This window comes from Paraburkholderia phytofirmans PsJN, from assembly GCF_000020125.1.
GTDB lineage: Bacteria > Pseudomonadota > Gammaproteobacteria > Burkholderiales > Burkholderiaceae > Paraburkholderia > Paraburkholderia phytofirmans.
The window spans coordinates 2,709,797-2,732,766 of the sequence record NC_010676.1 but is presented as its reverse complement, the minus strand read 5'-3'; the positions used below and the strand labels follow the sequence as shown (position 1 = coordinate 2,732,766).

Below are 22,970 nucleotides of genomic sequence, written 5' to 3'. Positions count from 1 at the left end.
TGGCGATCAGCTTGCTTTATGGCTTTTCGGCGTCGTGCGTTTCGAAGTTCGCCGGTGAGACGATCTCCAACTGTTCGAAATCGTCGCTATTTGCGAGAACCTGGTGGCGCACGCCGGACGGGAAGTAACAAATTGAACCGGCGGTAAGACGGGACACGCCAATGTCCTCGAATTCGAAATCGATCCATCCGCGCAGTACGAACACGATCTGAAACGAAGTGTTGTGAGTATGCCATTCCGGGTCGGCTTGTTTGCCTGGTACGGCACGGATGACGTGCGCAACGAATCCACCATTTGTTGCTTCCTTCAAACCGAGATCGCGATAGGCAAAATATGGGCGCAGACCCACCTCGAAGTCGCTGCTGTCCGAAGCGGGGTGCGAAACCATTGTGCGTTGTGGTGTAGTCGTTGACATGCTTTTCCTCTAAAGTTTGATTTTGAATAGAGACGGCGGTTTGCGGGGTCAAACGAACCCGGGGCCACTGGACCCTGCGTGGTGTTTAATGAAATCCTCGTTAATCTCTATGCCAATGCCTGGTTTTTCGCTGGGCCGCAATGTGCCGTCTGCATTAATGGCAAAGGAGAAGTCAATCAGATCGTCGCGCAGCGGGTTGTACAGCGAGCAGTCTGCTTCGAAGTAGCCGGCATTATCAATCGCACTTAGAACGTGCAGCGTTGCCGCCATATTGATACCCATGCTCGAATGGCAATGAACGGGCAGTTTCTGTACGGATGCCATGGTCGCGACCTTCATCGCTTCGCTGATTCCACCCACTTTCGACAGATCGGGCTGAAGGATCGTTATCGACTCCGCGTCTATTAATTGCGCGAATTCGAAGCGGGTAAAATGGTTCTCGCCGCCAGCAAGTGCAAATCGGCACATCTTCTTCGCTTCTCGATAGCTACGGTAATCGTGCGCCGGAAACGGCTCTTCTAGCCAGCCGACGTGTGCTGCGTCGAGATGCGGAGCTACCATACGAAAGTCACGTAGCGAATAGGCTGTATTAGCGTCCGTCAGAATGTCGAGCTCAGGATAGGCTTCACGCACTGCTGCAACACGTGCGATGTCGTTTGCGGGCGAGTCTCCTAAACGGAGCTTGATGGCCTTATAGCCTCGCCGTACCATTGTTTCGACCTCTTCGAGCAACGCAGAGGGCGTCTGAAAGCCAAGGCAGATTCCGCCGGCGTACGCTGGGACGCTGCGAGACGTACCGCCGAGCAACCGATACAGAGGCCAGCCGGTTGCTTTGCCGCGAATGTCCCAAAGCGCCATATCGATGCCGCTCATTGCGGCCGCACATGCGGCCCCCATGCCATGAGAGGCCAGCTGATACCGGTATATTTGCGACCAAACGCCATTGACATCGGTAGCTTCAAGGTCGGCCACGAGTTGCTTGAGAGTCGTGTTCACAAGCATGGCAATGGCGAGGTGAGCCCTTCCGTGATGCGACTCACCCCATCCGACAATTCCTTCATCCGTTGTCACTTTTACTATGACTGTGTCGCGTTTGACCATCCGACCGATGCCGAGACTTACCTGATACTGGGGGGGCACAGGGACAGTGACGGGATACGCAACGATGTCCGCTATTTTCATTGTGAGCTTTGACAAATGAGAGATAAATGAGTGGATAGGCCGACAGGTTAAAAGCTCCTGATTCAGCGCGTAGCGCGGCGTTCGAGATAACGTGGCCATACCTCTTCGTTTACTAGATGCTCGGGGCGTCGGCCGTGAAGGATTTCGACGACGGCGCGAGCTGCACCCGTACTCATTCTTACTAGACCTTCGGAAGTGAACGCAGCAACGTGTGGCGTCAGCAACACATTGTCGATTGACCAGTAGGGGTGATCGGGGGGCAATGGCTCTGGTTCAAACACGTCCAGTGCAGCGCAGCCGATCTGACCGGAGCGCAGTGCGGCGACGAGGGCGTCATCATCGATCAGACCGCCGCGCGCGGCGTTCACGAGCAGCGCGCCGGGCTTCGCAAGCGAGAGCAGTTCGGCATTTACCAAATGCCGGGTTGATTTGACCAAGGGGGCGTGCAATGTGATGAAGTCGGAGCCCGAGAACACATTTTCGATCGAGGTTTGGTCGACGTAAGAGGGCAATCCTTCGCGGGCGCCGTTGTCGCAGCCAAGCACGCGCATACCGAATCCGTGATGCAGTGCTGCAGCAACCTGCAGGCCGATTCGTCCGAGACCAACGATGCCGACAGTGCGGTCACGCAGCTCGATGCCCTGGAATGTCTGTCGAACCAGCCAGCCGTCGTTGCGCCAAGCCCTGGGAAGCCGGTCGAAGCCGCGGGCCATCGCAAGGATTGCACCCACCACGTGCTCGGCTACCGCCTGCGTATTTGAGTCCGGCAAGTTTGCGACCGCAATATCTGCACGGGTCGCACGCTCAACGGGAATGAAATCGAGACCAACTCCGTGACGCACGCATGCCTTAAGACGAGGAGCGTGATCAAAAATGTCATCAGGCAGGCGTACGCGGACGATTAGTGCATCCGCATCCGCGACGAACTTGCGCAGGGTCTCTTCGCTATCATCTGGCGCGACGACGAGCTCGCAACTCGGCTCTAGAATCGGCAATGCCGATAGGTGAATCGGGCTGGTTGCCAGCACTCTAAATTTTTCCGGCATCGTTAAAACCTTTTAAGGTTATCTGGTACAACCAGAGTCTAAAAGATAAAAGAACGCGTCGTCAACATTCTTGCCGGGAAAGTTTGAAAATTCAGGCGTTTTCTCTCGTTGAGCTGCTTTTTCCCATGTTAGCCCTAGCTTGCGTTTTCTGGCAGGAAAAAGTATTGTCAATTCTGGTATAACCAGTTTACCTATCGGGAAAGCAAATGAAAAAGACGGTTGGCATCGTAGGAATGGGTGCGATGGGACGCGGCGTTGCGGCTTCGCTGCTCGGCGCGGGTTTTGCAGTGGCGGGCTATGACTTGAACACGGATGCGCTCGCGAACTTCGCGCAGTCGGGTGGCATTGCATGTCACAGTCTTGCTGAACTCGGCGAATGTTCAGACGTAGTTATCGTGCTTGTGGTCAATGCGGCGCAGACGGAACAGGTACTGTTTGATGACAATGCATTGTTGTCCACCCTGAAGCGCGGCAGCGTGGTGATTGCAAGCTCCACAGTTGCGCCAGCGTTTGCCGCTGAAATCTCGAGGCGCCTTGCTGAGCAAGGTGTTGCGATGATCGATGCACCAGTGTCGGGCGGTGTAGCAGGCGCCGCTGCGGGCAAATTGACAATTATGGGGTCTGGGCCACAGGCCGCTTACGACGCATGTCAAGAAGTGTTCGATGGTTATGCTGCGAAAGTATATCGTTTCGGCGACGAGGCAGGCTTAGGTTCCAAGGTCAAGCTGATCAACAATCTGCTATGCGGTGTGCACATTGCAGTCGCGGCCGAAGCAATGGCGCTTGCCAAACGCGAAGGCATTGAACCGCAGTTGCTGTACGACGTAATCACACACAGTGCCGGAAATTCCTGGGCTTTTCAGGACCGTATGCCACACGTTATTGCTGACAATTTTGCCCCGGTCACAGCGCTTAACATTTTCGTAAAGGATCTGGGACTGGTGCTTGATATGGCCAATAGTGCGGACTTCATCGCTCCGTTGACTGAGTGCGCGCATCGCATGTTCTTGTCCGCAGCAGATGCCGGCAACGGTCTCCTGGACGACACGGCAGTGATCAAGATTTTTGACGACGCCTCACGCGTGCGCGAAGTCCGCAAGGCTTATTGACGACATGTGTGTTCAAGTGGGTCTTTGGATTGTAGTCCCGGAAATCCGCTTGCCCGGTCTGATTCAAGGGGATTGTCGTTGCAGGCCGAGCTACCGTCAGGCCGACGATGGGACCAAGACGAGGAGCCGTTGTTTTGACTCAGCGGCTGTTTGAGGCAACGTGAAATGGGAGTGCGCTGCTGAAAAAGAGTACTCTGGATCTGCTATGGAATCGAACCTTCCGTGCCCGCGACTGGTTCAATGCTGCGTCATACGTTAGCACTGGCTACAGCTAACTGCCCCGTGTCAATCGTGTTGACCTCACGTAGCGGCGAAAGTGGTCGTACTGCCGACAGACATTACCGGCGCGCCGAATTTCCGGGCGCGGCGACTACTTTTGGCCAAGAATGCAAATCATAACGTACTGCTACGGTGGGTCAGAGCACAAAGATGACGTCGCTCGCATTAGTCTCACTTAATCAACCTTAAATTCATGGTGTGATTACCTAGGGTACCTAGGGTACATCCCGAGGCGCTGGTGCTAGTTGATGCGTTGACACCTGTTACTGCGCTGCTATACTAATTTTCATGGTGACTGAGCGCTCAGTTTAAAACAATCAGACGGAGACATCGATATGAACCGGTTGGCCAATAAGATTGCATTCATCGCTGGAGGTGCTGGAGGCATCGGAGCGGCCGCCGCGCACCTGTTTGCGCGTGAGGGTTGTCAGGTTGCGATCGGCGATCGCGACTTCGACGAGGCACGCCGCACCGTCGAGGCAATCAAGCAAGAGGGCGGACGCGCCGCTGCTTTTCCCCTTGATGTAACGCAGGAGGACAGTGTACGGGCTGCCATCGGCGACGCAGTCGAGGCGTTCGGCGGACTGGACGTGCTTTACAACAATGTTGGGGGCTCGTCCACCAAAGATGCCTCGGTCACCGAAGCGCCACTTGAAGAGTTCTGGCGCTGTATCAACGTCGACCTGTTTGGCACGTGGCTGGGCTGCCGCCACGGTATTCCCGAGCTGATCAAACGCGGAGGAGGTTCGGTGATCAACACGTCGTCGATCCTTGCCTTGATGGGGTCGCCAAATAAGGACGCCTATACCGCAGCGAAAGGTGCGGTGAGTGCGTTGACGCGCTCGATGGCCGTCGAATACGCGTCGCACAAGATCCGTGTGAACGCGATTGCGCCAGGCATTACGCGTACGCCACGCGTCGAGCGCTTGCTCGCTGAAGATGGGGTGACTGCGCGGCTCTCGGAGAATTACCTGCTTGGCATTCTCGAACCGATTGATATCGCGCAGATGGCACTTTATCTCGCATCAGACGAGTCGCGGTTGACGACTGGACAGATCCTCTCGGTAGACAGCGGCGCATCGATCGTCTGAGTGTCGTTCGGTCCGTGACGTTACACCAAACTATAAATTAGGAGACGTATCATGAAGGTCAAACTCAGCCTGCGCCTTGGTGTCATAGGCGGCGCATTGTCGATGTCGCTCTTGTCCAGTCCAGCCATCGCCGAAGATGTGCTGAAATTCGGTGTGAGTTCGCCAATGTCGGGAGCAGCTGCTAACTGGGGTATCGGGTGCGACTGGGTGGGTCAGAAGGTGGTGAAGTATATCAACGATCACGGCGGTGTCCGTGCCGGCGGAAAGACCTACAAGGTGCAGTTGACGACCTACGACAACGGCTATACAGCAGCGGGCGGAGCGCAGAGCGCGCAGGCAATGATCAGCCGCGATGGGGTGCGCTACATCGTGCAGAGCCTGGGTACTGCGCCTGTGCAGGCGACACAAAGTCTCTCGGAACGCGCCGGTGTGATTCTTCTAACTACTGCGTGGGGAAAATCGATCAAAGGTCCGAAGTTTCCGCTGACCTTCACGAATTCCAATACACCGTATGAGATTTTCGAGCCGCTATTTTCCGTTGTCAGGGGCCAGCATCCGAATATCAAATCGGTCGCGCTGCTTAACCCGAACGATTCGACCGGTCAGCAGGCTGAGGCTCAGTCGAAGCAGGAGTGGGCAAAGCTCGGCGTGAAGGTCGTCAGTTCCAGTTTCTACGAACGCGGGACAACCGAGTTTCAGTCGATCGCCACCAAGCTTGCAAACTCAAAAACCGATGCCGTCGATCTGGGTGGATCTGCGCCTGGCGATGCGGGCAGCGTGTTCAAGGAGCTATCAGTGCAAGGCTGGAATGGCGTGAAGTTGTATCCGGCTGGTACTGGGAGCGACACCTTGGTGAAGGTCGGTGGGAAGAGTGTGGAAGGTGTGTACATGGGGCAGGCTGCCGATTTTTCCGGAGCTACTGCAACTGCACTGCAGCGTGACCTCGACACTCAGGCCAAGCAGGTGCTTCACGAGCCGCTGAACATTCTTCAGATGGGAGTGTGGGACGGCATGATGGCACTTAAGGCCGGTATAGAGAAAGCCGACAGCATCGATCCCAGGGCAATCGCAAAGGCGCTGCCGACCACGACCGTTGAAACCTCCTACGGTCCTGTTGGATACGGCGGAAAATCCACCTACGGAACCCCCCAGCAACTGCTGGTGCCGGTCATCATTACGCAGATCCAGAATGGCAATACTGTCGAAGTACGTCGTGTCAAATCGACGGACGCAAACGGTTCTTGAGTTCCCGCTGCGGGGAACCCGCACGCTGCATCGCACAACCTGTTAGATGGTGACCGCAATGGCTTTGATCGTGCAATTGGCATTGAACACGCTGCAGGCGGGTTCGGTGTACGTGCTGTTCGCTTTAGGGCTGACCCTTATCTTTGGCGTTATGGGTGTAGTCAATTTTGCGCACGGCCAGTTCTTCACCCTTGGGGCGCTTTTGACGAGCGTGCTGGTGCCTGCACTACGGGAGGCGTTTGGCATGGGGGTCGCCCTTGCATTCACTTTCGCAAGCGCCATTTCTATCGTCGCTGTCCTGGCGCTCGCCGCACTCGTCTATCAGTTCGGTTTTCGACACTATCTGCGCGACACCGTGGGATCTTTCATCCTGTCGGTTGGCCTGCTGCTCTTTTTCGAGGGCGTTTTCCTGTGGGTGTTCGGCGGGGTGCCGCGCGTGGTGCCAAATATCGCGCCTGGTGAGCTGCGCGTATTCGGCGCGGCGATCGAATTGCAACGGTTGGTGGTGTTTGCAATTGCGGTGATCATCACGGTGTTGCTGTACCTGATGTTAGCGTTCACGCGTTTCGGACGGGCGATCCGAGCCACGGCAGATGATGCGGGCGCTGCAACGCTGCAGGGCATTCGCGACAAACGCACGCTCCTCTACGGCTTCATGGTCGGTTCGTTCCTCTCCGCTGTCTCGGGTTGCCTGACCGCGCCGATTGCGGTGATCACCCCAGCGGTAGGCAACGACTATCTGATAAAGGGCTTCATCACGATCATTATCGGCGGGCTTGGGTCTGTCCCAGGCGCGATATTCGGCGGTCTCACGATCGCGTTGATCGAGAGTGTAGTCGGCTATTACTTCGACGGCACGATGGCGACGATCGGGATGTTCTGTGTTGTTGCGCTGCTGCTTCTAATTCGCCCTCAAGGAATGCTCGGCCATGTTCAACATTAACCGCTCCGTCGTCTTATGGAACGTTGCGCTGTTTGCTGCGGCAATCGCGTGGCTCGCTGTCTCCGAACCTTCGTATCTGACACAGCTGGTCGTGTGGTCGGCGATTAACGCAGTGCTTGCCGCCGGGATGCGCTTCGTGTTGCTGATCGGCGAAACCAACATGGCAAGCGGTGCGATTTACGGCTTTGCGGCGTACGTGACTGCGATCGCAGTTACGAATGGCTTCGATGTTGTGCCGCTCGTCGTAGTCACCGCCGCTATTGCGGCCGGTGTGCTTGGCCTGCTGTTCGGCTGGGTCACCCTACGCGTTAAGGGACCTTACTTCATGCTGATCGGTTTCGCGTTCACGGAGGTGGTTCGACTTGCCTATACGCGGATTGATTATGTCGGCGGTAATTCGGGGATGGTCGGAATCTATGCGCCTATGTCGCTCGATCGCTGGATGCCGGCGCTATGCGTCGGCATCTGCTATCTGCTGGTGAGCGGCTTTTTCGTCGCAGAGAAGTCATCGTTTGGCTTGCTGATGCGAGCGATACGCAACAATGACAAAGTGGTGGAGACGCTTGGTGTTAGCGCTCTACGTGTGAAGCTGGTGTGTTTCTGCATTGCGGCACTGGCGGTGGGTGCGGCGGGCGCGATCCACGCGTATAGCTATCACGTGATCAGCCCTGGAGATTTCAGCTTCCTGATCCCCGTGTACGCGCTTGCGTATGCGAAGGTCGGTGGCGAGCGGCATATTGTCGGCTCCGTGATAGGTGCAATCTTCCTTACCGTTGTCGCGCAGGTGGTCCAAGGCGCGGGTGCACTGCAATACGTGCTATTCGGTGGCGTAATCATCCTGACCATGCTCGGCGTGCGCGGTGGGATGCTCGACATGCTTGGTTGGGTCGCGTGCCGCCGCCGCCGCCGTGCGGGCGCCCAGCACATGGGTTTGCCCAAGGACAGGACTAGCGGAGAACTCGGATGAAACTTGATATGCCCATCGCCGAGGGAGCCACGCGCCTACCGGCATTGCTTGAAGCACGCGGTTTGACGCGCCGGTATGGCGGCCTCGTCGCGGTGTCGGATCTGACTTTCGAAATCCGGCCAGGTGAAATTCTCGGGTTGATCGGACCCAACGGCGCTGGCAAGTCCACCACATTCAATCTGCTAAGCGGACACGTGAAGCCGAGCGCCGGCACCCTTTCCTTCGCGGGGGAAAGTATCGCCGGGATGGCGCCGTATCAGGTCAGTCGGCGTGGTCTTGTGCGAACGTTCCAGCATGACAGTTTCTTTCGCGAAATGACCGTGATTGAAAACCTCACTGTCGCGGCGCAGCGTCGCTACCGCTCGCGTAGGGAGCGCGTTGATTGCGCGCGTCGTATCGCGGAACGCGTCGGTCTGGACAAGCATCTGGAGGCGACCGCAGGTAGTCTGCCACATGGTTTGCAACGGATCCTGAGCATCGGTATTGCAATCACACCCGAGCCCAAACTCCTCGGTCTCGACGAACCGCTAACCGGCTTACATACCGTTGAAGTCGAAAAAGTGCTGACGTTGTTCCGAACGCTTTGCCGTGAGGACGGCATGACGATCCTGCTGGTGGATCACAACATGAAGGCGATGATGGGCGTGTGTGACCGTTTTCTCGTATTGCACTACGGCAAGCTGCTCGCGCAGGGTAACGCCGACGAGGTGCGCAGTAATCCTGACGTCATTGGAGCGTACTTGGGGAGATCGGAATGAAGACCGACACCGACATCACAACATTACTCGAGGTGCGTGGGTTGCAAGTCCGCTACGGCGGAGTGACTGCGGTAGACGGCATCGATCTGGATCTGCCGCGCGGCAGCGTCGTCGCTTTGATCGGTTCGAACGGTGCTGGCAAGACTTCGGTGATGAACGCCGTCATGAATCTCAAGGCGGGGTGTGCCGGAACACGGCGCTTTGATGGTGAGGACATTGCGTCGCTACGCACGGATCAGATCGTCGAACGCGGTGTCGCACTGGTGCCAGAAGGGCGGCGCTTGTTCCCCCACATGACGGTGCGCGAGAACCTCGCGATGGGCGCCTATCTGCGCCGGAATCGCGACGGAATTCAGCGGGACATGGAACGGGTACTCGATGTCTTTCCGGCGCTGACCGCGAAACTCAGGCAACCGGCGATGTCGCTTAGCGGCGGCCAGCAGCAGATGGTTGCTATCGGGCGCGCGCTGATGTCGTCGCCGCGGCTACTGTTGCTCGATGAACCCACAATCGGCCTGGCGCCAGCAGTCGTGCAATTGATCGGCGACACGATCCAGCTCATCAATCGGGAAGGCGTCAATGTTCTCCTTGTTGAGCAGAATGCGTCGGTCGCGCTGAATCTGTCGAGCTACGCATACGTGATTGAGCGCGGTTCGGTGGTGATGCATGGACTTTCCGCCGAGCTGAAAAACGACAGACGCGTCCACGCGGCATATCTGGGACTTTGAATTTTCGGAGCACTACGCAATGCCTTCACAACCCGATCCTGTGTGGTGGCCGACCGCCACCGATGTATCGAACGCTCAGGTGACTTCGCTGATCAGGGCGCTCGGGCTACGCGATTATGACGAGCTTTACGCGTACTCCATTGCAAATCCCGGCGAGTATTGGCACCGGCTGATGGTATGGCTCGGCATCCGCTGGCAGGCTCCATATTCGGCGTACGTTGATCTATCTGACGGAAAGCCATTTCCACAATGGTTCCCGGGCGGCAAGCTAAATTGGGTCGACAGCATTTTCGAGTGTGAAGCGGATAAGGAGCGTTTGCAGCGTATCGCGTTGATTGCGGAAGACGAAAGCGGCCGCGTGACGCAGCGTACCTATGCCGAGTTGCGAGAAGACGTTCAGTCCTTCGCGGCGGGCTTGATGACATCGAAGTTGGGCCCGGGAGATTGCGTTGGGCTGTTGATGGAAAGCAGTGTCGAATCGGTCGTGACCTATCTTGCTCTTTCTTATATTGGCGCGATCGCTGTGCCACTGTTTTCTGGCTTTGGCGCAGATGCGATCGTGGCGCGCCTGCAAGGGTGCGATGCGAAGGGGCTTGTCGCGACGGCAGGATTCATGCGGCGTGGCAAACCGGTTTTGACGCGCGACGCGATCGAATCGAGCATTCCAGCGTTGCCTTCGCTGGAAGTTCTGGTGGTAAAACCAATGCGCGGATCTCAAGGGAGCGTGCATGCGGGCGCGCTGGACTGGTATGACGTCCTCGCCGCAGGTCGCGCTGAACCGCTTGATCACGCTGTTCCGGCCGAGGCCAACACGCCATGCATGATCGTCTACACGTCTGGCACGACTGGCAAGCCTAAAGGCACTGTGCATACGCATGGCGGCTTTCCGCTGAAGATTGCGCATGACGCAGCGGTGTACTTTAACCTCGGTGCGGGTGACAGGTGGCTATGGCCGGCCGATATGGGCTGGGTTGCCGGGCCCATCACGATCGCGGGCGCCTTTCTGCGTGGCGCGACCCTCGTCTGTTACGACGGTGCGCCAAACTGTCCCGACTGGTCTCGTCTGCCGCAACTGATCCGTCGTTACGCTGTAACTCACTTCGGGGCATCGCCAACGCTGATTCGAACGCTCTCTGCACATGAGTCTTCGATCGCACCGGACGATCTCTCGTCTGTACGTCTCGCCATCACCGCGGGCGAGGTGATCGATTCAGAGAGTTTTCGCTGGTACGGCGAGCGTTTTGCCTGCCCGGTAATCAATTTCACTGGCGGTTCGGAAGTGTCGGGCGGCCTGCTTGGGAACGTCGTTGTCAAGCCGATCGTGCCGGGAGGCTTTAATGCAATTGCACCGGGCATCCGTGTCGATGTTCGAGGCGCTGACGGCAAGCAGGTACGGGGTGAAGTTGGCGAGCTTGCTGTACTCGAGCCGTTCGTCGGTATGACACGTTCGTTCTGGAAAAACCCTGAGCGGTATCTTGATACGTATTGGCGCAATGTGCCTGATGTCTGGATCCACGGCGATCTCGCAATCCAGTTTGACGATCACGCGTTTGTACTATGCGGCCGGTCGGACGACACGCTAAAGATTGCCGGCAAGCGAGTCGGGCCGTCGGAAATCGAAGACGTCATCGTTGAGATTGCTGAAGTCGCCGAAGCGGCTGCGGTTGGCATAAGTGATCCGGTCAAAGGTCAGCGACTGGTTGTCTTCGTGGTGGCTGACAAGGAGCGCTGTACGGTGGCATTCCGTGAGCAGATCGTAGACATGGTGTCGCGCAGACTCGGCAAGCCATTTGCACCGTCGCAAGTGTATGTAGTCGGCGAACTGCCGAAGACGCGCAGCGGCAAGATTATGCGACGTCTGATCAAGCGGGCATACGAAGGGCAGCCGCTTGGCGACACGGCCTCACTTGAGAACCCTTGGGCAATCGAGATGATTCGCGAAGTAATGAAATTGCCTATAGAACCCGCATGAAGCCTTTGAAATGTAAGGAGAATTTTCGATGAAAATCGGGTTTATTGGTGCAGGACGCATGGGTCATCGAATGATCTCCAATCTGCTCAAAGGCAGTCACGCGGTGCTCGTTCTCGACGGTGCGCGAGACGCTCGTGATCGGGTCGCCTCACTTGGCGCGACGCTCGCGATGAATCTCGCAGATCTGGTCACCGGACAGGACATCGTCATCACGATGCTTCCAACCCCCGATGTATCGCTTTCCGTATACGAGGGCGCTGGTGGGCTTTTCTCGATCACACCACCTGAAACGCTCCTTCTCGAATGTTCGACGGTCGATGTCAAAACGATTGAACGGCTCGGTGAGGGCGCGCGTGCGAGCGGCACGCAGTTGATCGATGCGCCATTGACGGGGGGCATCGAAGGGGCGGCGCTGGCCACGTTAACTTTCATGGTTGGCGGCAGTGAAGAACAGCTTGAGTACGCCAGACCCGCCTTGCAGTCAATGGGTTCGCGCATCGTACATGCTGGTCGGTTTGGCAGCGGCACGAAGCTCAAGCTAGTGAACAATATGATCTGTGCGACCAATCTTATGGTCGCGTCAGAGGCTTTGACGCTGGGTCTGAAGCTCGGTCTCGACGCGCAGCCGATGTACGACGTGATCGCGAATGGCACTGGTGCGAGCTGGGTGTTGAATACTTACTATCCGCTGCCTGGTGTGGTGGACGGAGCGCCGTCAAGCAGAGGTTTTCGGATGCCGACGTTTCCGGCGACCGGGATGGCGAAAGACATGCGCTGCGCGTTGGAGGCGGCGCGCAGTGTCGAAGCGGTTACACCGCTACACAACGTTGCCGAAAGTTTGCTGAAGCTGTATTGCGAGCACTTTGACACGACGCTCGACTGGACTGCTGTATCAACTATGTTCGGTTCGCGGCGGTATTTCCCTGATTTGCCGGGTGCGGGCATGCCCGCACCCGAGTGTTAATTAAAGCCAAGTCCGCGTGCCATGAACGTACTGAGCGTCTCGATCACTTCCTCGGGTTTTGCGCGATCGCGCAGTGACCAGCGGCGCAGCGCGATCATGGTTGGTAGAAAGGTCACGATGTTCGCGGCGATATGCAGATTGCCAAAGTCGATCCTGGTCTGTTCGCTGGCCTTGGCAAGGATGTTTTCGAACATCGCGATGAATTCTTCGACTCTTGCAAGAATCACCTTGCGGGAGCGATTGTCTAGCAGATGGCTATTCTGGTAGATAAGCATGATCTCATCCTGATGTTCGTACATGATGCGCGCAACGGTGCGCAACGCGGCGGAGACCTGGGTTCGCGCGTCGGCCGTCTCGTCGAGCGCCTGTTTCACCTTCAGTTGGTATTCCGCGATGATCCTGTCGCAGACCAGATAAAGGATGTCGTCCTTCGATTTAACGTAGTTATAGATGGTGCCTTGCGTCATGTCGGCGACGCGGCCAATGTCGCGCACGGTGGCCTCATGAAAGCCTTTTTCAATAAACACCTTGATGGCGGCACGAATCAGTACGTCGCGTCGCTCCTGAACCAACGCTCCGTCGCGTGTATTGGTCTTGACGGTGCGCACCCGCAGTTTGCGGGGCGAAGGGTTAGTCGTTTCGTCGGATGAGGCTTCAGTTTTCATGATGCGGCTGCACAGATGGGCGATGTTGAGTGAGCGGTCAGACTGCATGATAGCAAGGTAATGCGTGGATGCATCGGCAGACAGTTAGCGATGTTCTGCTCACAGCATGAATGACGACCATGAACAGGTGCGCAGACCGCGCAAGAGGAGTTGACGAAAATACACTTCATTATATACTGAGCGCTCAGTCAAATACGATTTGTGAGGAGTCTGGCCAAGCCAGGATCGTCGTGGAAAAGGGCTGTTACCGTATTTAAGCATTTGAAGAAAAAGGTGGATCAAAACATGAAGATCGTCGATATGCATTCGCATTGGGGCACGCGACGTGGCTATCCGTTGCGTTCGCCGGAGGAACTGGCCCAGCAGAAAAAAACATGGAATTCAGAGCCGCGCTATCACTCTGAACAGGAAATGATCCAGCATTTTCGGAACAACGACGCGCGTGTGATTCTCGACTTCGGCTTCACGAAGTACATTCCGTTCGAAGAAATCGCGCCGTTGCACGACTACGCGTTCGAGGTTCAGCGAATGGGCATGGACGTAATCGCAGGGCATTGGCTGCATATCGATCCGGTTCACGGCGCGGCTGGTGTGCGCGAGCTGCGGCGTTGCATCGAGGCTGCACCGGGTTTCGTCGGATATGCGGTGTCGGGCTCGGGTTCTGCTCCGGCGAGCGATCCGGTGTGGTTTCCGTTTTACGACCTGTGCACGCAGACCAACACGCCGGTTTTGATTTTCGTCGGCACCACCGGTCTCGGTGCGGGATTACCCGGTGGCGGCGGCATTCTGCTCGACGACTGTCATCCGCGTCATCTTGATTTTGTCGCGGCGCGGTATCCAGGCTTGCGGATCGTGGCCGCGCGACCCGGCTGGCCGTGGCAGACCGAGACGATTGCGGTGCTTATGCACAAACGCAACATCTGGTACGAACTGCATGGCTGGTCGCCCAAATACTTCACGCCCGATCTGAAGCACGAGATCAGCCGACGGCTGCGCCATCGCGTGATGTTCGGCGCCGACTATCCGCTTTACAGCTACGAACGGTTGCGTAGTGACTGGCAGGCGGAGGGCTATACACACGACGTACTCGAAGACGTGTTCCATCGTAATGCCGAACGCTTTTTCGCAGGGGAGGAGATGAAATGAATCTTGAACTTACCGGCAAGGTAGCGATCGTTGGCGGAGGCAGCCAGGGCATCGGTTTTGGCATTGCGCGTACTCTCGCAGCAGAAGGTGCTCAGGTTGTGATATCTGCACGGCGCGAAGAAGATCTGAAGCGCGCGGCGTATGAGATCCGGGAGTTGACCGGTAACGCGGTTACGTGGATCGCCGCCGACTGCCGTAAGGCGGAAGACTGCGAACGCGTTGCGACGATCGCACGTGCGGAATTTGGCGGCATCGACATTCTTGTCAATAACGATGGCGCACCGCCAGTCGGCCCGGTGCTGTCGTTCGACGATGCCGCCTGGCATCGTGCTGTCGAACAGAATTTGATGTATCCCGTACGAATGGTGCGGCAGGTTGCTGACTCGATGAAGGAGCGCGGCGGCGGCAGCATTTTGAACATCACCGCAATCTCCGCGATCCAGCCGATCCGCGATCTTGGCCTCTCTGTCGCGACCTGGGGCGGTGTTATTGGCTATGCGAAGACGCTCTCAATGGAGCTCGCCGAGTTCGGCATCAACGTCAATACGATTTGTCCCGGCTATATCGACACGTCGCGTTTGCGAAAAGTATTCGCGGCCGGCGATGAACCGGACGAGGCGGTGCGCGCGCGACTGCTGCAGGATGTGCCATTAGGGCGGGTCGGGAGCGTTGATGACATCGCGAACCTTGTGGCGTTGCTTGTATCTCCACGCGGCGCTTACATTACCGGTACTGCGATTCAGGTCGACGGTGGCCTTCTGCGCGGTGTGCGCTAAGGAGCAAACGATGATACTAAAACCGACGCACGAAGTCGCTCCAGCGTTGCAGCAGGCTTACCGGGACAAAGGCTGGTGGGGCACGATTACATTCAGCGAGATTCTGGAACAGCGTGTTAGGGAAATGCCAGAGCGCATCGCGTTCAAGGATGACTATCGCGCGGTAAGCTACGCGCAATTGTGGTCCGAAGTGCGCCGCTTCGCCGAACTGCTGCGCCGCCAGGGCGTTGGTAGTGGCGATGTCGTCACGTTGCAGCTACCGAACCGTATCGAATTTCCGGTCGTTTTCTTCGCGCTGGAACTGATTGGCGCAGTCGCAAACAAGATCAGTCCGGACCTGCGAGCGGCGGAATTACGCTATATCCTTACGTTCTCGCGGTCCAAAGCGTATGTGTGCGCCAAGCAAGTCAAGGGCTTCGACCACGTCGCGATGCTGCGCGGATTGCGTGACGACTTGCCTGAGCCTATTTGTGTGGTGTGTGTCGATCCAGTCGAAGGCGACGATGTCATATCGTCTGCGGAAGCGCTTCGTGACTTTCCTGCGTTGAGCGACAAGGACCGCGTGCGCATGGATTCTGACGAAATCATGCGCATGTGCTTTACGTCCGGTACTACCGGAAATCCCAAAGGCGTGCTGCACAGCTTCAACACGACGTTATGTGCGGCACGTTTTCTCAACCGCGATATGTATGTGACGCAAGACGATGTTCTTCTAGCGTATTTGCCGGTCGCGCTGAATTGGGGTTATTTGACACTACTGCAATCGGTGATGGCTGGCGCATGTACTGTCCTGCTTGAACGTTTCTCGGCGCGCGCGGCGCTCGCACGCATCGCGTCAGAGCGAGTGACATACATTCCGACCGCGCCTGCCGCAATTGTTGCGATGCTTAACGCTCCGGAGTTGCGCGACACTGACTGCTCGTCCCTGCGCGTGATGGTGACCGGGGGGGCATCCGCATCGTTGGACATGATTAAGGAGTTCGAGACGGCTTTTCCGCTCGCGCGGCTGATTGAGCTCTACGGCATGCTTGAGACGGGCTTCCACTCATATACGCGGCTTGACGATGATCCAGTAAGGGTGATCGGGACGGTCGGTCGGTGCGTTGACGAACTCGAGATCGGTGTGCTCGACGATCACGGTAGACTGGTCGAACACGGACAGACCGGTGAGCTATCCGCGAGAGGGCCGTCGGTGCATCTCGGTTACCTGGACAACGCGCAGGCTAACGTCGAAAGCTTTACCAGCGATGGGTGGTTTCGCACAGGCGATCTTGGTGAAATCGTGGATGGGCGCGGTAATATCCGCATCTCCGGGCGGAAGAAGGAGATTATCAATCGCGGTGGCAAGAAGTATTTCCCGCGCGAAATTGAGGACCTACTGTACGAACACCACGTATTCCTGCAGATTGCAATCGTTGGAATTCCAGATGCGCGACTCGGAGAACGCAACTGCTTATGTGCAATCCTGAAACCCGGTGCACAGATTACTCTCAATGAGGTTATTGCGTTGTTGAAGGACCGCGTCGCTGACTATAAATTGCCGGAGGAACTTGTAGTTATGGACGAATTCCCAATGACGCCTAGCGGCAAGATCAGACGGGCTGAACTGCTTAAGCAACTATCTTTGCGTAGTGGATAGCAGGGCGCGATTGAGGACGATGTAATTGGCGGTGGCGCGCAGCAAGACTCCCTCCGCGTTGAAAAATGCGACGAGCGTGAGTTCCCGTGGGCGGACGGGCGAGCAGTGTAGTTTCCATGCAATGCGCCCGGAATGGGCGCATTGCATGGAAACTACGGCCACCTAGATGCTACAAAGCGGATCAATCGCCTTGATTTCGTTGAGTGTCGTTTGCGTTATAGACACGTGCGGAGGAAGGGGAACTTGTCCACGGCTGCGCGTAGTAGAGTCTAAATGAGAAGTACGGTCGATACGTTCGAATTTTCAGCTTCGACCAATATTGTGTGTTATTGCCAATGAACGGGTTAAAAGAGGAAAACCTTAGGAAAGGTTCTCTTTCATCCAGTCATCCAGTAGCTTTGCGATATCCAGATTGTTTTTCTCAATCATCATCATGTGCCCGTTGCCGTTGATGTTTCTGTCCTCAAGCCTGAAAAAGTCGACTTTTACGCCTGCCCGACTTAACCACCTCGCAGTGCAATGATCGAACGCCGCGTGATATGACGCCTCTCCAAAAAGAATGAGCGTCGGTACGCCTTTCAGATTGGGGAGTTGCCGGGCTGGCTCTTTCTGCGCCCAGCACGGTGCAAGCCCAGTACCAACGTAAGCGGGTCTTCATTACCGTGTAGATATCCTCGTTGAGTTTGGCTACTTTGGTGTCCACCGAATGAATGGTGGACGCTATAGTGGACAACGCTGCGCAATCCAAACGATCCAAACGCCCCAATTTTTCGGTCGAGTTCAAACGGCAGATCGTTGAGGCGACACTCAAGCCGGGCGCATCGGCCGCGCTCATCGCTCGCGAGCATGACGTCGACGCCAATCTGCTGTTCAAATGGCGTCGTCATTATCTTGCAGGGGATTTCGGCATGCCCGACGTTCCGTTGCCAGAGGCACCTGCGCTCGGCTGGCTACCCGTGGCGGTGGCTGAGCCTTTGCCGCAAGCAACGGCGAGCCAATCGTCGGACAGTGTCGGCACCTATGAAGTCGAATGCGGTGACGTCCGGCTACGATTAAGCGCTGACACACCCATCGCAACCCTGATCAAGATTGTGCGGGGCCTTGCTCGATAAGCCTGGTGATGCTGCCGTCTGCTGTTGGCCTGCCGTCCGGATCCCGAGTGTGGCTTGCCGCAGGAGTCGCGGACATGCGAGCCGGATTCAACAGTCTCGCCGCCAAGGTGCAGACTGTGCTTGAACGTGATCCGTTCTGCGGGCACGTCTTCGTGTTTCGCGGCAAACGCGGCGACCTGCTGAAGGTGTTGTGGTGGAGTGGCGATGGCATGTGCCTGCTGATGAAGCGACTCGAGAAGGGGCGCTTCGTATGGCCTCAGGCCGACAGCGGCGTTATCTGCCTGAGCCCGGCGCAATTGTCTATGCTGCTGTAAGGCATCGACTGGCGGCAACCGACGAGAACAGCACGGCCGACTTCAGCGTTGTAAACGTCGTTGCGGGCGCGTAAACTGCCTGCATGACGCGCGCGAACCCACTTCCCGACGATGTCGAAACGCTGAAAGCCATGCTGCTCAGCCAGGAGGCGGCACTTCGCGCGCGCGACGCTCAGGTGCTCGCATTGCGAGAAACAGTCGACTCGCAACAAGCCGCGTTGGCTTCGCGCGCAGCCGAAGTCGAACACCTGAAGCTGCTTATTGCCAAGCTGCGCCGTATGCAGTTCGGTCGTGTTGCCTTTCGCCGTAAAGGAGCCGGGTGTTTTCGGCGTAATGGCGCCAGTGAAAGGCGCCTGATTCGGGGCTCGAACGGGGATCAAGAATCCTTGTTTTTACCTCCTTTCGCAAGTGCTGATTTGTTGCTCTCGGGCATCGGACGAGGAACGCGGTAGCTCTCGCCATCGAGCACGACGCGGTACGCGGCATGTCGCAGGCGATCAAGCGTTGCGGCGCCGAGCATCTTGTTGGTCGCGAACGCGTCCCCCCATTCCGTAAAATCAAGATTGCTGGTCAGGACGGTCGATGTACGTTCGTACCGTTCGGCGATCAGATCGTGGAAGTCTTCATCTTCGGGCGTGCGCATGGGTTTCAGTCCAAAGTCGTCAATGATGAGCAGCGGCACCTTGGCAAGCGCCTGGAAGCGCCGTTCGTAGGAGCCCACGGCCTGCGCGTTGCGTAGCGCGCCGAGAAGCCGGGTCTGGGTCATGAACAGGACATCGTGACCTTGCCGGGCGGCGGCATGGCCCAGTGCCTGCGCCAGATGCGACTTGCCCGTTCCGCATGGACCGGCGATCAGCACGCTGACCTTCTCATCGATAAAGCGGCAGGTCGCCAGATCATGGACGACAGCACGATTGAGATTGGGCAGGCGGTCGAAGTCGAAACCTTCCAGTGTCTTCTGGCCACGGAAGTTCGCGCGGCGCATGCGGGCGTCGAGCTTTCGATGATCGCGCCGTGCGATCTCGTCCTGGATGAGCAACGTCAGGAAGTCGGTATAGGCGAGCTTACGGTCGATGGCTTCACGGTTGCGCGCTTCGAGCGTGTCCAGGATGCCGGACAGTCGCAATTGCTTGAGGGAAGACGTGAGTTCGGGAATTGGATTCATGTTCAATGGATCAGGAGGGTCTGGGTATCGCGGCAGAAGCGCCCGCCGTGGGTGTAGGTGGTCGCGCTCGATTCAGCGGGTTCGGTCGACAGCCAGCTCTGGTCGAGGCCTTTCTGCAGGATCAGCTTGACGGCTTTGTAGCTTGGCGTGCCGAAATGATTCGCGCGACGGCAGGCCGCCTCCAGGCGAGACGCGCCGAACTGCTGGGCGAAGCGCAGCACGCCCTGTACGGCGCGCAGCTTGATGAGAACCTGATCGCCGAAGAGTGCGTGAACAAGCGCGTGGCAGGAAGGCCCAATACGCTGCGCTTCTCTGAGGCACCATTGGGTGTCGTGCAGTTGCCAGGCCTGTGCGGCTGGCGGCATGTGATCGGCCACCGTGCTACGCGTTCCCGGCGCAGTCTGCCGGACATGCGATGCCGACAGTTCGTGCTCGTAGTAGAGCTGCACCATGGTGGCGGTTGCCTTGAGCCACAGATCCTTACCGGCAAGCCGGAACGGCACGGAATAGTAGGCGCGCTGGAATTGCACATGGGCGTCGCGATGGACCTTCACGCGCGCCCAGGTTGCCAGCTCGGGCTGCACATCGGGAAGCGGCAGCAACAGCGCCTGTTCGACATCTTCGAAACGCTTGAGCGGCACCTCGCGCGTCGTGCCATGCGTGCGGGTACTGGCCTCCTGCATCACCCAGGCTTGCGCTTGCCGGTTGGCGTCGTCAAGATCACGGAATTCGCGAAGAGGAAGGAAGCTCGACTTCACGTATTTGACGCCCGATTCGACAATTCCTTTTTTAGCCGGGTCCCTCGGCGGACAAGGATCGACCTTGAACGAATACCCTTCGGCGCATTGCGCGTAGGCCCGCTGGACTTCGGGTTCGTAGATACAGGCCTTGACGATGGCACACTTGGGATTGTCGATGATGACGCGTGCGACCACGCCGTTGAACCACTCGAAGGCATGGCGATGACACAGTAACCATGTGTCGACACTCTGGTCGCGGACAAATTCAACGTACTGATGCCGTGACCAGCACAGCGTCATCACGAAGAACCACGTCTTGTGGATCTCGCCGGTATGCGCGTCGGTGATGGTCGGACCTGCGCCGAAATCAACCTGTGCGGCGTCGGCAGGTTTGAACTCCAGCCGCATTGGTACGTCCGGCGTGAGCTCCGCCTTCAACTGCTGAAGCAGCCTGTATACGGATGAGTAGCTTCCTTCGTAGCCGTGGTTGCGCACCAGCGCGCCGTGAATCGTCGTGCCGGGCACGCCCGCGTCGTGCCACTGTGCAATCTGCTCGCGCCATGGTTCGGCTGACGAGATACAGCTCGCTGGCAGGAATTCCTTGCGACTAAACGCTGTAGCGAGCTGCGTGTCATCCGGCAGAGCGTTGCCCGGAGAAAGCCACCCGCGTTCGGTTGCGATCTCACGCACGGCTGCCAGCTTCTTACGGCCCATGATCTTCGACCGGTCGATATCCCGGTCGGAGTCACCCTGGCGCATTCGCACCAGAACCTGTCGATATTGGTACATCTCGAACTTCCTCTTCAAGCCACCCTCCGGAGCAAATGCGTGCCGGCAGAGTAGCGGTTGGCGAAGTTCGAGCGCCCGACTCAGACGCCAGTGGCGCCTTTACGGCGAAAATCTACTGGCGCCTATACGCCGGAAGACTTGTGGCGCCTAAACGCCGAAAAGTCCCTGGCGCCTTTATGCCGAAAGCGGTTTGGCTCCTTAGCGGCGAAAGTTCACAGGTCGCAAGTCGGAGAAGCTGGACCGTCAGATCGAGCAACTGGAGCTGCGTCTCGAAGAGCTTGAGACTGATGAAGGCGCGGCACCGGTCGAAATCCCGAAGACGCCGCGCACGGCTGTGGAACAGACACCGCGCAAGCCACTGCCCGAACATCTGCCGCGCGAGACCCAGACGCACTTGCCCGAATCCGCCGGGAAGTGCACGCAGTGTGGTGGCCTGATGAAGTCGCTAGGCGAAGACGTCGCCGAACAACTTGAGTACGTACCGGCAAGCTTCCGGGTCATCCGTCATGTGCGCCCGAAGTTTGCCTGCGTGTATTGCGACCACATCTCTCAGGCGCCTGCACCGAGCCGCCCCATCGAGCGTGGTCTCGCCGGCCCAGGGCTGCTGGCGCACGTGCTGGTCTCGAAGTTCGCAGACCACATACCGCTTTACCGGCAGTCGGTCATGTACGCGCGAGAAGGCGTCGAGCTTGATCGCTCGCTGCTTGCGAAATGGGTCGGTCACGCGGCGACGCTGCTGCAGCCACTCGTTGAAACACTGCGTGCTCACGTGATGTCGGCGACGAAGCTGCATGCCGACGACACACCGGTTCCAGTGCTTGCTCCGGGCAACGGCAAGACGAAGACGGGTCGCTTGTGGGTGTACGTGCGCGATGATCGTGCATCGGCCGACATCACGCCGCCGGCGGTGTGGTTCGCCTACACACCGGATCGCAAGGGTATCCATCCGCAGCAGCACCTCAGGTCGTTCAACGGCACACTGCAAGCCGATGCATACGGTGGCTACCAGGCCATCTACGAAACCGGGCGCGTCACGGAGGCAGCTTGCTGGGCGCACGCCAGACGAAAGTTCTATGAATTACACGCAGCGCGCCCCAATGCGTTGAACACCGAAGCGCTCGAGCGTATTGGCGCGCTATACAGGATCGAGGAAACGATCAGGGGCAAACCGCCCGACGAGCGCCGTACGCATCGACAGGAGCACGCGCGGCCGCTACTCGATCAATTCCATGCGTGGCTCACGACGACTCTTGAAACGCTCTCGCGCAAATCAGACACGAGTCGGGCGATCCTCTATGCGTTGAACCGATAGGAAGCGTTCACACGCTACTGCGATGATGGCCACCTCGAAATTGATAACCTGCCAGTCGAGCGCGCGTTACCCGGGGTGGCCATCGGGCGCCGCAACTATCTATTCGCTGGAGCAGACTCTGGCGGCGAACGTGCCGCCGCCATCTACAGCCTGGTTGGCACCGCAAAACTCATGGCATCGATCCTGAGGCGTATCTGCGCTACGTGCTCGCACGCATCGCCGACCATGCGATCAATCGCGTTAGCGAACTCACACCGTGGGTCGTCGCCGAGCAGCTCCGCAGTCCAGCTTGACACTCATGATCCCAGTCAAGACGTCGCTGCTGCCACGCTTACGAAAATTCTTGAGTTCAGTGCCGAGAAGCTGCGGTGTCTTGTCCCCAACGGTCGGTCTGCTCTGGGGGATGTTCTCAATTCTGTGAATCCCATCGCGCTGATCAAGTCGGCGTTTTTCCCAATAACCTATCTCGCAAGTCTGCTTGAGTGTTCAACAGCTCTCATAGGCAACTCTGTTCGTATCCAATGATGGGTGCATGAAGTGAGGGAGAAGTGCACGCATCCAGCGATGCATGCGATTGTCCGGCAACCTGTACGGCTGAGTTGTAATTAGACAG

At 57.6% G+C, this 22,970-nt stretch carries 20 protein-coding genes and 2 pseudogenes; 16 read left to right on the top strand and 6 right to left on the bottom strand.

Annotation, left to right across the window (positions count from 1 at the left end; genetic code table 11):
* Positions 1-16: 16 nt before the first annotated feature.
* The 3 genes from BPHYT_RS31970 to BPHYT_RS31960 are packed head-to-tail and all read right to left on the bottom strand — an operon-like array spanning position 17 to position 2,643.
* Positions 17-415, bottom strand: a complete 399-nt coding sequence (locus BPHYT_RS31970; RefSeq protein ID WP_012428275.1) for a cupin domain-containing protein — start codon at positions 413-415, stop codon at positions 17-19.
* A gap of 48 nt (positions 416-463) precedes the next feature.
* Positions 464-1,696, bottom strand: a complete 1,233-nt coding sequence (locus tag BPHYT_RS31965; protein ID WP_322786749.1) for a mandelate racemase/muconate lactonizing enzyme family protein — start codon at positions 1,694-1,696, stop codon at positions 464-466.
* A complete protein-coding gene (locus BPHYT_RS31960; RefSeq protein ID WP_012428273.1) occupies positions 1,660-2,643 on the bottom strand; it encodes a hydroxyacid dehydrogenase in 984 nt (327 codons plus the stop codon). Before BPHYT_RS31960 ends, BPHYT_RS31965 begins: the two co-directional genes overlap by 37 nt.
* Before the next feature lie 206 nt (positions 2,644-2,849).
* On the opposite strand from BPHYT_RS31960, the gene ltnD reads away from it, so the two are divergent.
* From ltnD to BPHYT_RS31915, 9 genes are all read left to right on the top strand, one after another.
* Positions 2,850-3,752, top strand: a complete 903-nt coding sequence (gene ltnD / locus BPHYT_RS31955) for an L-threonate dehydrogenase (RefSeq protein WP_012428272.1) — start codon at positions 2,850-2,852, stop codon at positions 3,750-3,752.
* A 614-nt stretch (positions 3,753-4,366) separates the two neighbouring features.
* A complete protein-coding gene (locus tag BPHYT_RS31950; RefSeq protein WP_012428271.1) occupies positions 4,367-5,122 on the top strand; it encodes an SDR family NAD(P)-dependent oxidoreductase in 756 nt (251 codons plus the stop codon).
* A 51-nt stretch (positions 5,123-5,173) separates the two neighbouring features.
* The gene (locus BPHYT_RS31945) at positions 5,174-6,367 is read left to right on the top strand and encodes an ABC transporter substrate-binding protein (RefSeq protein ID WP_012428270.1); all 1,194 of its coding nucleotides are present in this window, start codon (positions 5,174-5,176) and stop codon (positions 6,365-6,367) included.
* Positions 6,368-6,425: 58 nt separating this feature from the next.
* Entirely contained in the window at positions 6,426-7,310 is an 885-nt protein-coding gene (locus BPHYT_RS31940; RefSeq protein ID WP_041759836.1) for a branched-chain amino acid ABC transporter permease, read from the top strand.
* On the top strand, positions 7,297-8,277 hold the full coding sequence (locus tag BPHYT_RS31935) for a branched-chain amino acid ABC transporter permease (RefSeq protein ID WP_012428268.1): 981 nt from the start codon (positions 7,297-7,299) through the stop codon (positions 8,275-8,277). The genes BPHYT_RS31940 and BPHYT_RS31935 overlap by 14 nt, the downstream gene beginning before the upstream one ends.
* Before the next feature lie 8 nt (positions 8,278-8,285).
* On the top strand, positions 8,286-9,035 hold the full coding sequence (locus BPHYT_RS31930; RefSeq protein ID WP_049869500.1) for an ABC transporter ATP-binding protein: 750 nt from the start codon (positions 8,286-8,288) through the stop codon (positions 9,033-9,035).
* A complete protein-coding gene (locus BPHYT_RS31925; protein WP_012428266.1) occupies positions 9,032-9,763 on the top strand; it encodes an ABC transporter ATP-binding protein in 732 nt (243 codons plus the stop codon). The genes BPHYT_RS31930 and BPHYT_RS31925 overlap by 4 nt, the downstream gene beginning before the upstream one ends.
* Positions 9,764-9,782: 19 nt before the next feature.
* Complete coding sequence (locus BPHYT_RS31920; RefSeq protein WP_012428265.1) at positions 9,783-11,735, top strand: AMP-binding protein; 1,953 nt, start codon at positions 9,783-9,785, stop codon at positions 11,733-11,735.
* A gap of 28 nt (positions 11,736-11,763) precedes the next feature.
* A complete protein-coding gene (locus BPHYT_RS31915) occupies positions 11,764-12,699 on the top strand; it encodes an NAD(P)-dependent oxidoreductase (protein WP_012428264.1) in 936 nt (311 codons plus the stop codon).
* Here the strand turns inward: BPHYT_RS31915 and BPHYT_RS31910 are convergent.
* On the bottom strand, positions 12,696-13,364 hold the full coding sequence (locus BPHYT_RS31910) for a TetR/AcrR family transcriptional regulator (protein ID WP_012428263.1): 669 nt from the start codon (positions 13,362-13,364) through the stop codon (positions 12,696-12,698). The two genes, BPHYT_RS31915 and BPHYT_RS31910, sit on opposite strands and share 4 nt — an antisense overlap.
* Before the next feature lie 285 nt (positions 13,365-13,649).
* On the opposite strand from BPHYT_RS31910, the gene BPHYT_RS36795 reads away from it, so the two are divergent.
* From BPHYT_RS36795 to BPHYT_RS39310, 6 genes and pseudogenes are all read left to right on the top strand, one after another.
* On the top strand, positions 13,650-14,510 hold the full coding sequence (locus BPHYT_RS36795; RefSeq protein WP_012428262.1) for an amidohydrolase family protein: 861 nt from the start codon (positions 13,650-13,652) through the stop codon (positions 14,508-14,510).
* Complete coding sequence (locus tag BPHYT_RS31900; protein WP_012428261.1) at positions 14,507-15,286, top strand: glucose 1-dehydrogenase; 780 nt, start codon at positions 14,507-14,509, stop codon at positions 15,284-15,286. The genes BPHYT_RS36795 and BPHYT_RS31900 overlap by 4 nt, the downstream gene beginning before the upstream one ends.
* Before the next feature lie 10 nt (positions 15,287-15,296).
* Positions 15,297-16,925 (top strand): AMP-binding protein, encoded by a 1,629-nt coding sequence (locus BPHYT_RS31895; protein WP_012428260.1) that lies wholly within the window; start codon positions 15,297-15,299, stop codon positions 16,923-16,925.
* Between the two features lie 725 nt (positions 16,926-17,650).
* Complete coding sequence (tnpA, locus tag BPHYT_RS31890) at positions 17,651-18,037, top strand: IS66-like element accessory protein TnpA (protein ID WP_238535700.1); 387 nt, start codon at positions 17,651-17,653, stop codon at positions 18,035-18,037.
* A 74-nt stretch (positions 18,038-18,111) separates the two neighbouring features.
* Positions 18,112-18,351, top strand: coding sequence for an IS66 family insertion sequence element accessory protein TnpB (gene tnpB, locus BPHYT_RS31885; protein WP_407669211.1), 240 nt, complete (start codon positions 18,112-18,114; stop codon positions 18,349-18,351).
* An 83-nt stretch (positions 18,352-18,434) separates the two neighbouring features.
* Positions 18,435-18,644: pseudogene (locus tag BPHYT_RS39310) on the top strand (IS66 family transposase); the annotation flags it as partial.
* Between the two features lie 83 nt (positions 18,645-18,727).
* Here the strand turns inward: BPHYT_RS39310 and istB are convergent.
* Together istB and istA are read right to left on the bottom strand one after the other, a co-directional pair.
* The gene (gene istB, locus BPHYT_RS31880; RefSeq protein WP_012428257.1) at positions 18,728-19,516 is read right to left on the bottom strand and encodes an IS21-like element helper ATPase IstB; all 789 of its coding nucleotides are present in this window, start codon (positions 19,514-19,516) and stop codon (positions 18,728-18,730) included.
* A gap of 2 nt (positions 19,517-19,518) precedes the next feature.
* Positions 19,519-21,045, bottom strand: coding sequence for an IS21 family transposase (istA, locus tag BPHYT_RS31875; RefSeq protein WP_012428256.1), 1,527 nt, complete (start codon positions 21,043-21,045; stop codon positions 19,519-19,521).
* 202 nt (positions 21,046-21,247) lie between these two features.
* Here istA and tnpC point away from each other — a divergent pair.
* A pseudogene (tnpC, locus tag BPHYT_RS37645) lies at positions 21,248-22,650 on the top strand (IS66 family transposase); the annotation flags it as partial.
* Between the last annotated feature and the right edge of the window lie 320 nt (positions 22,651-22,970).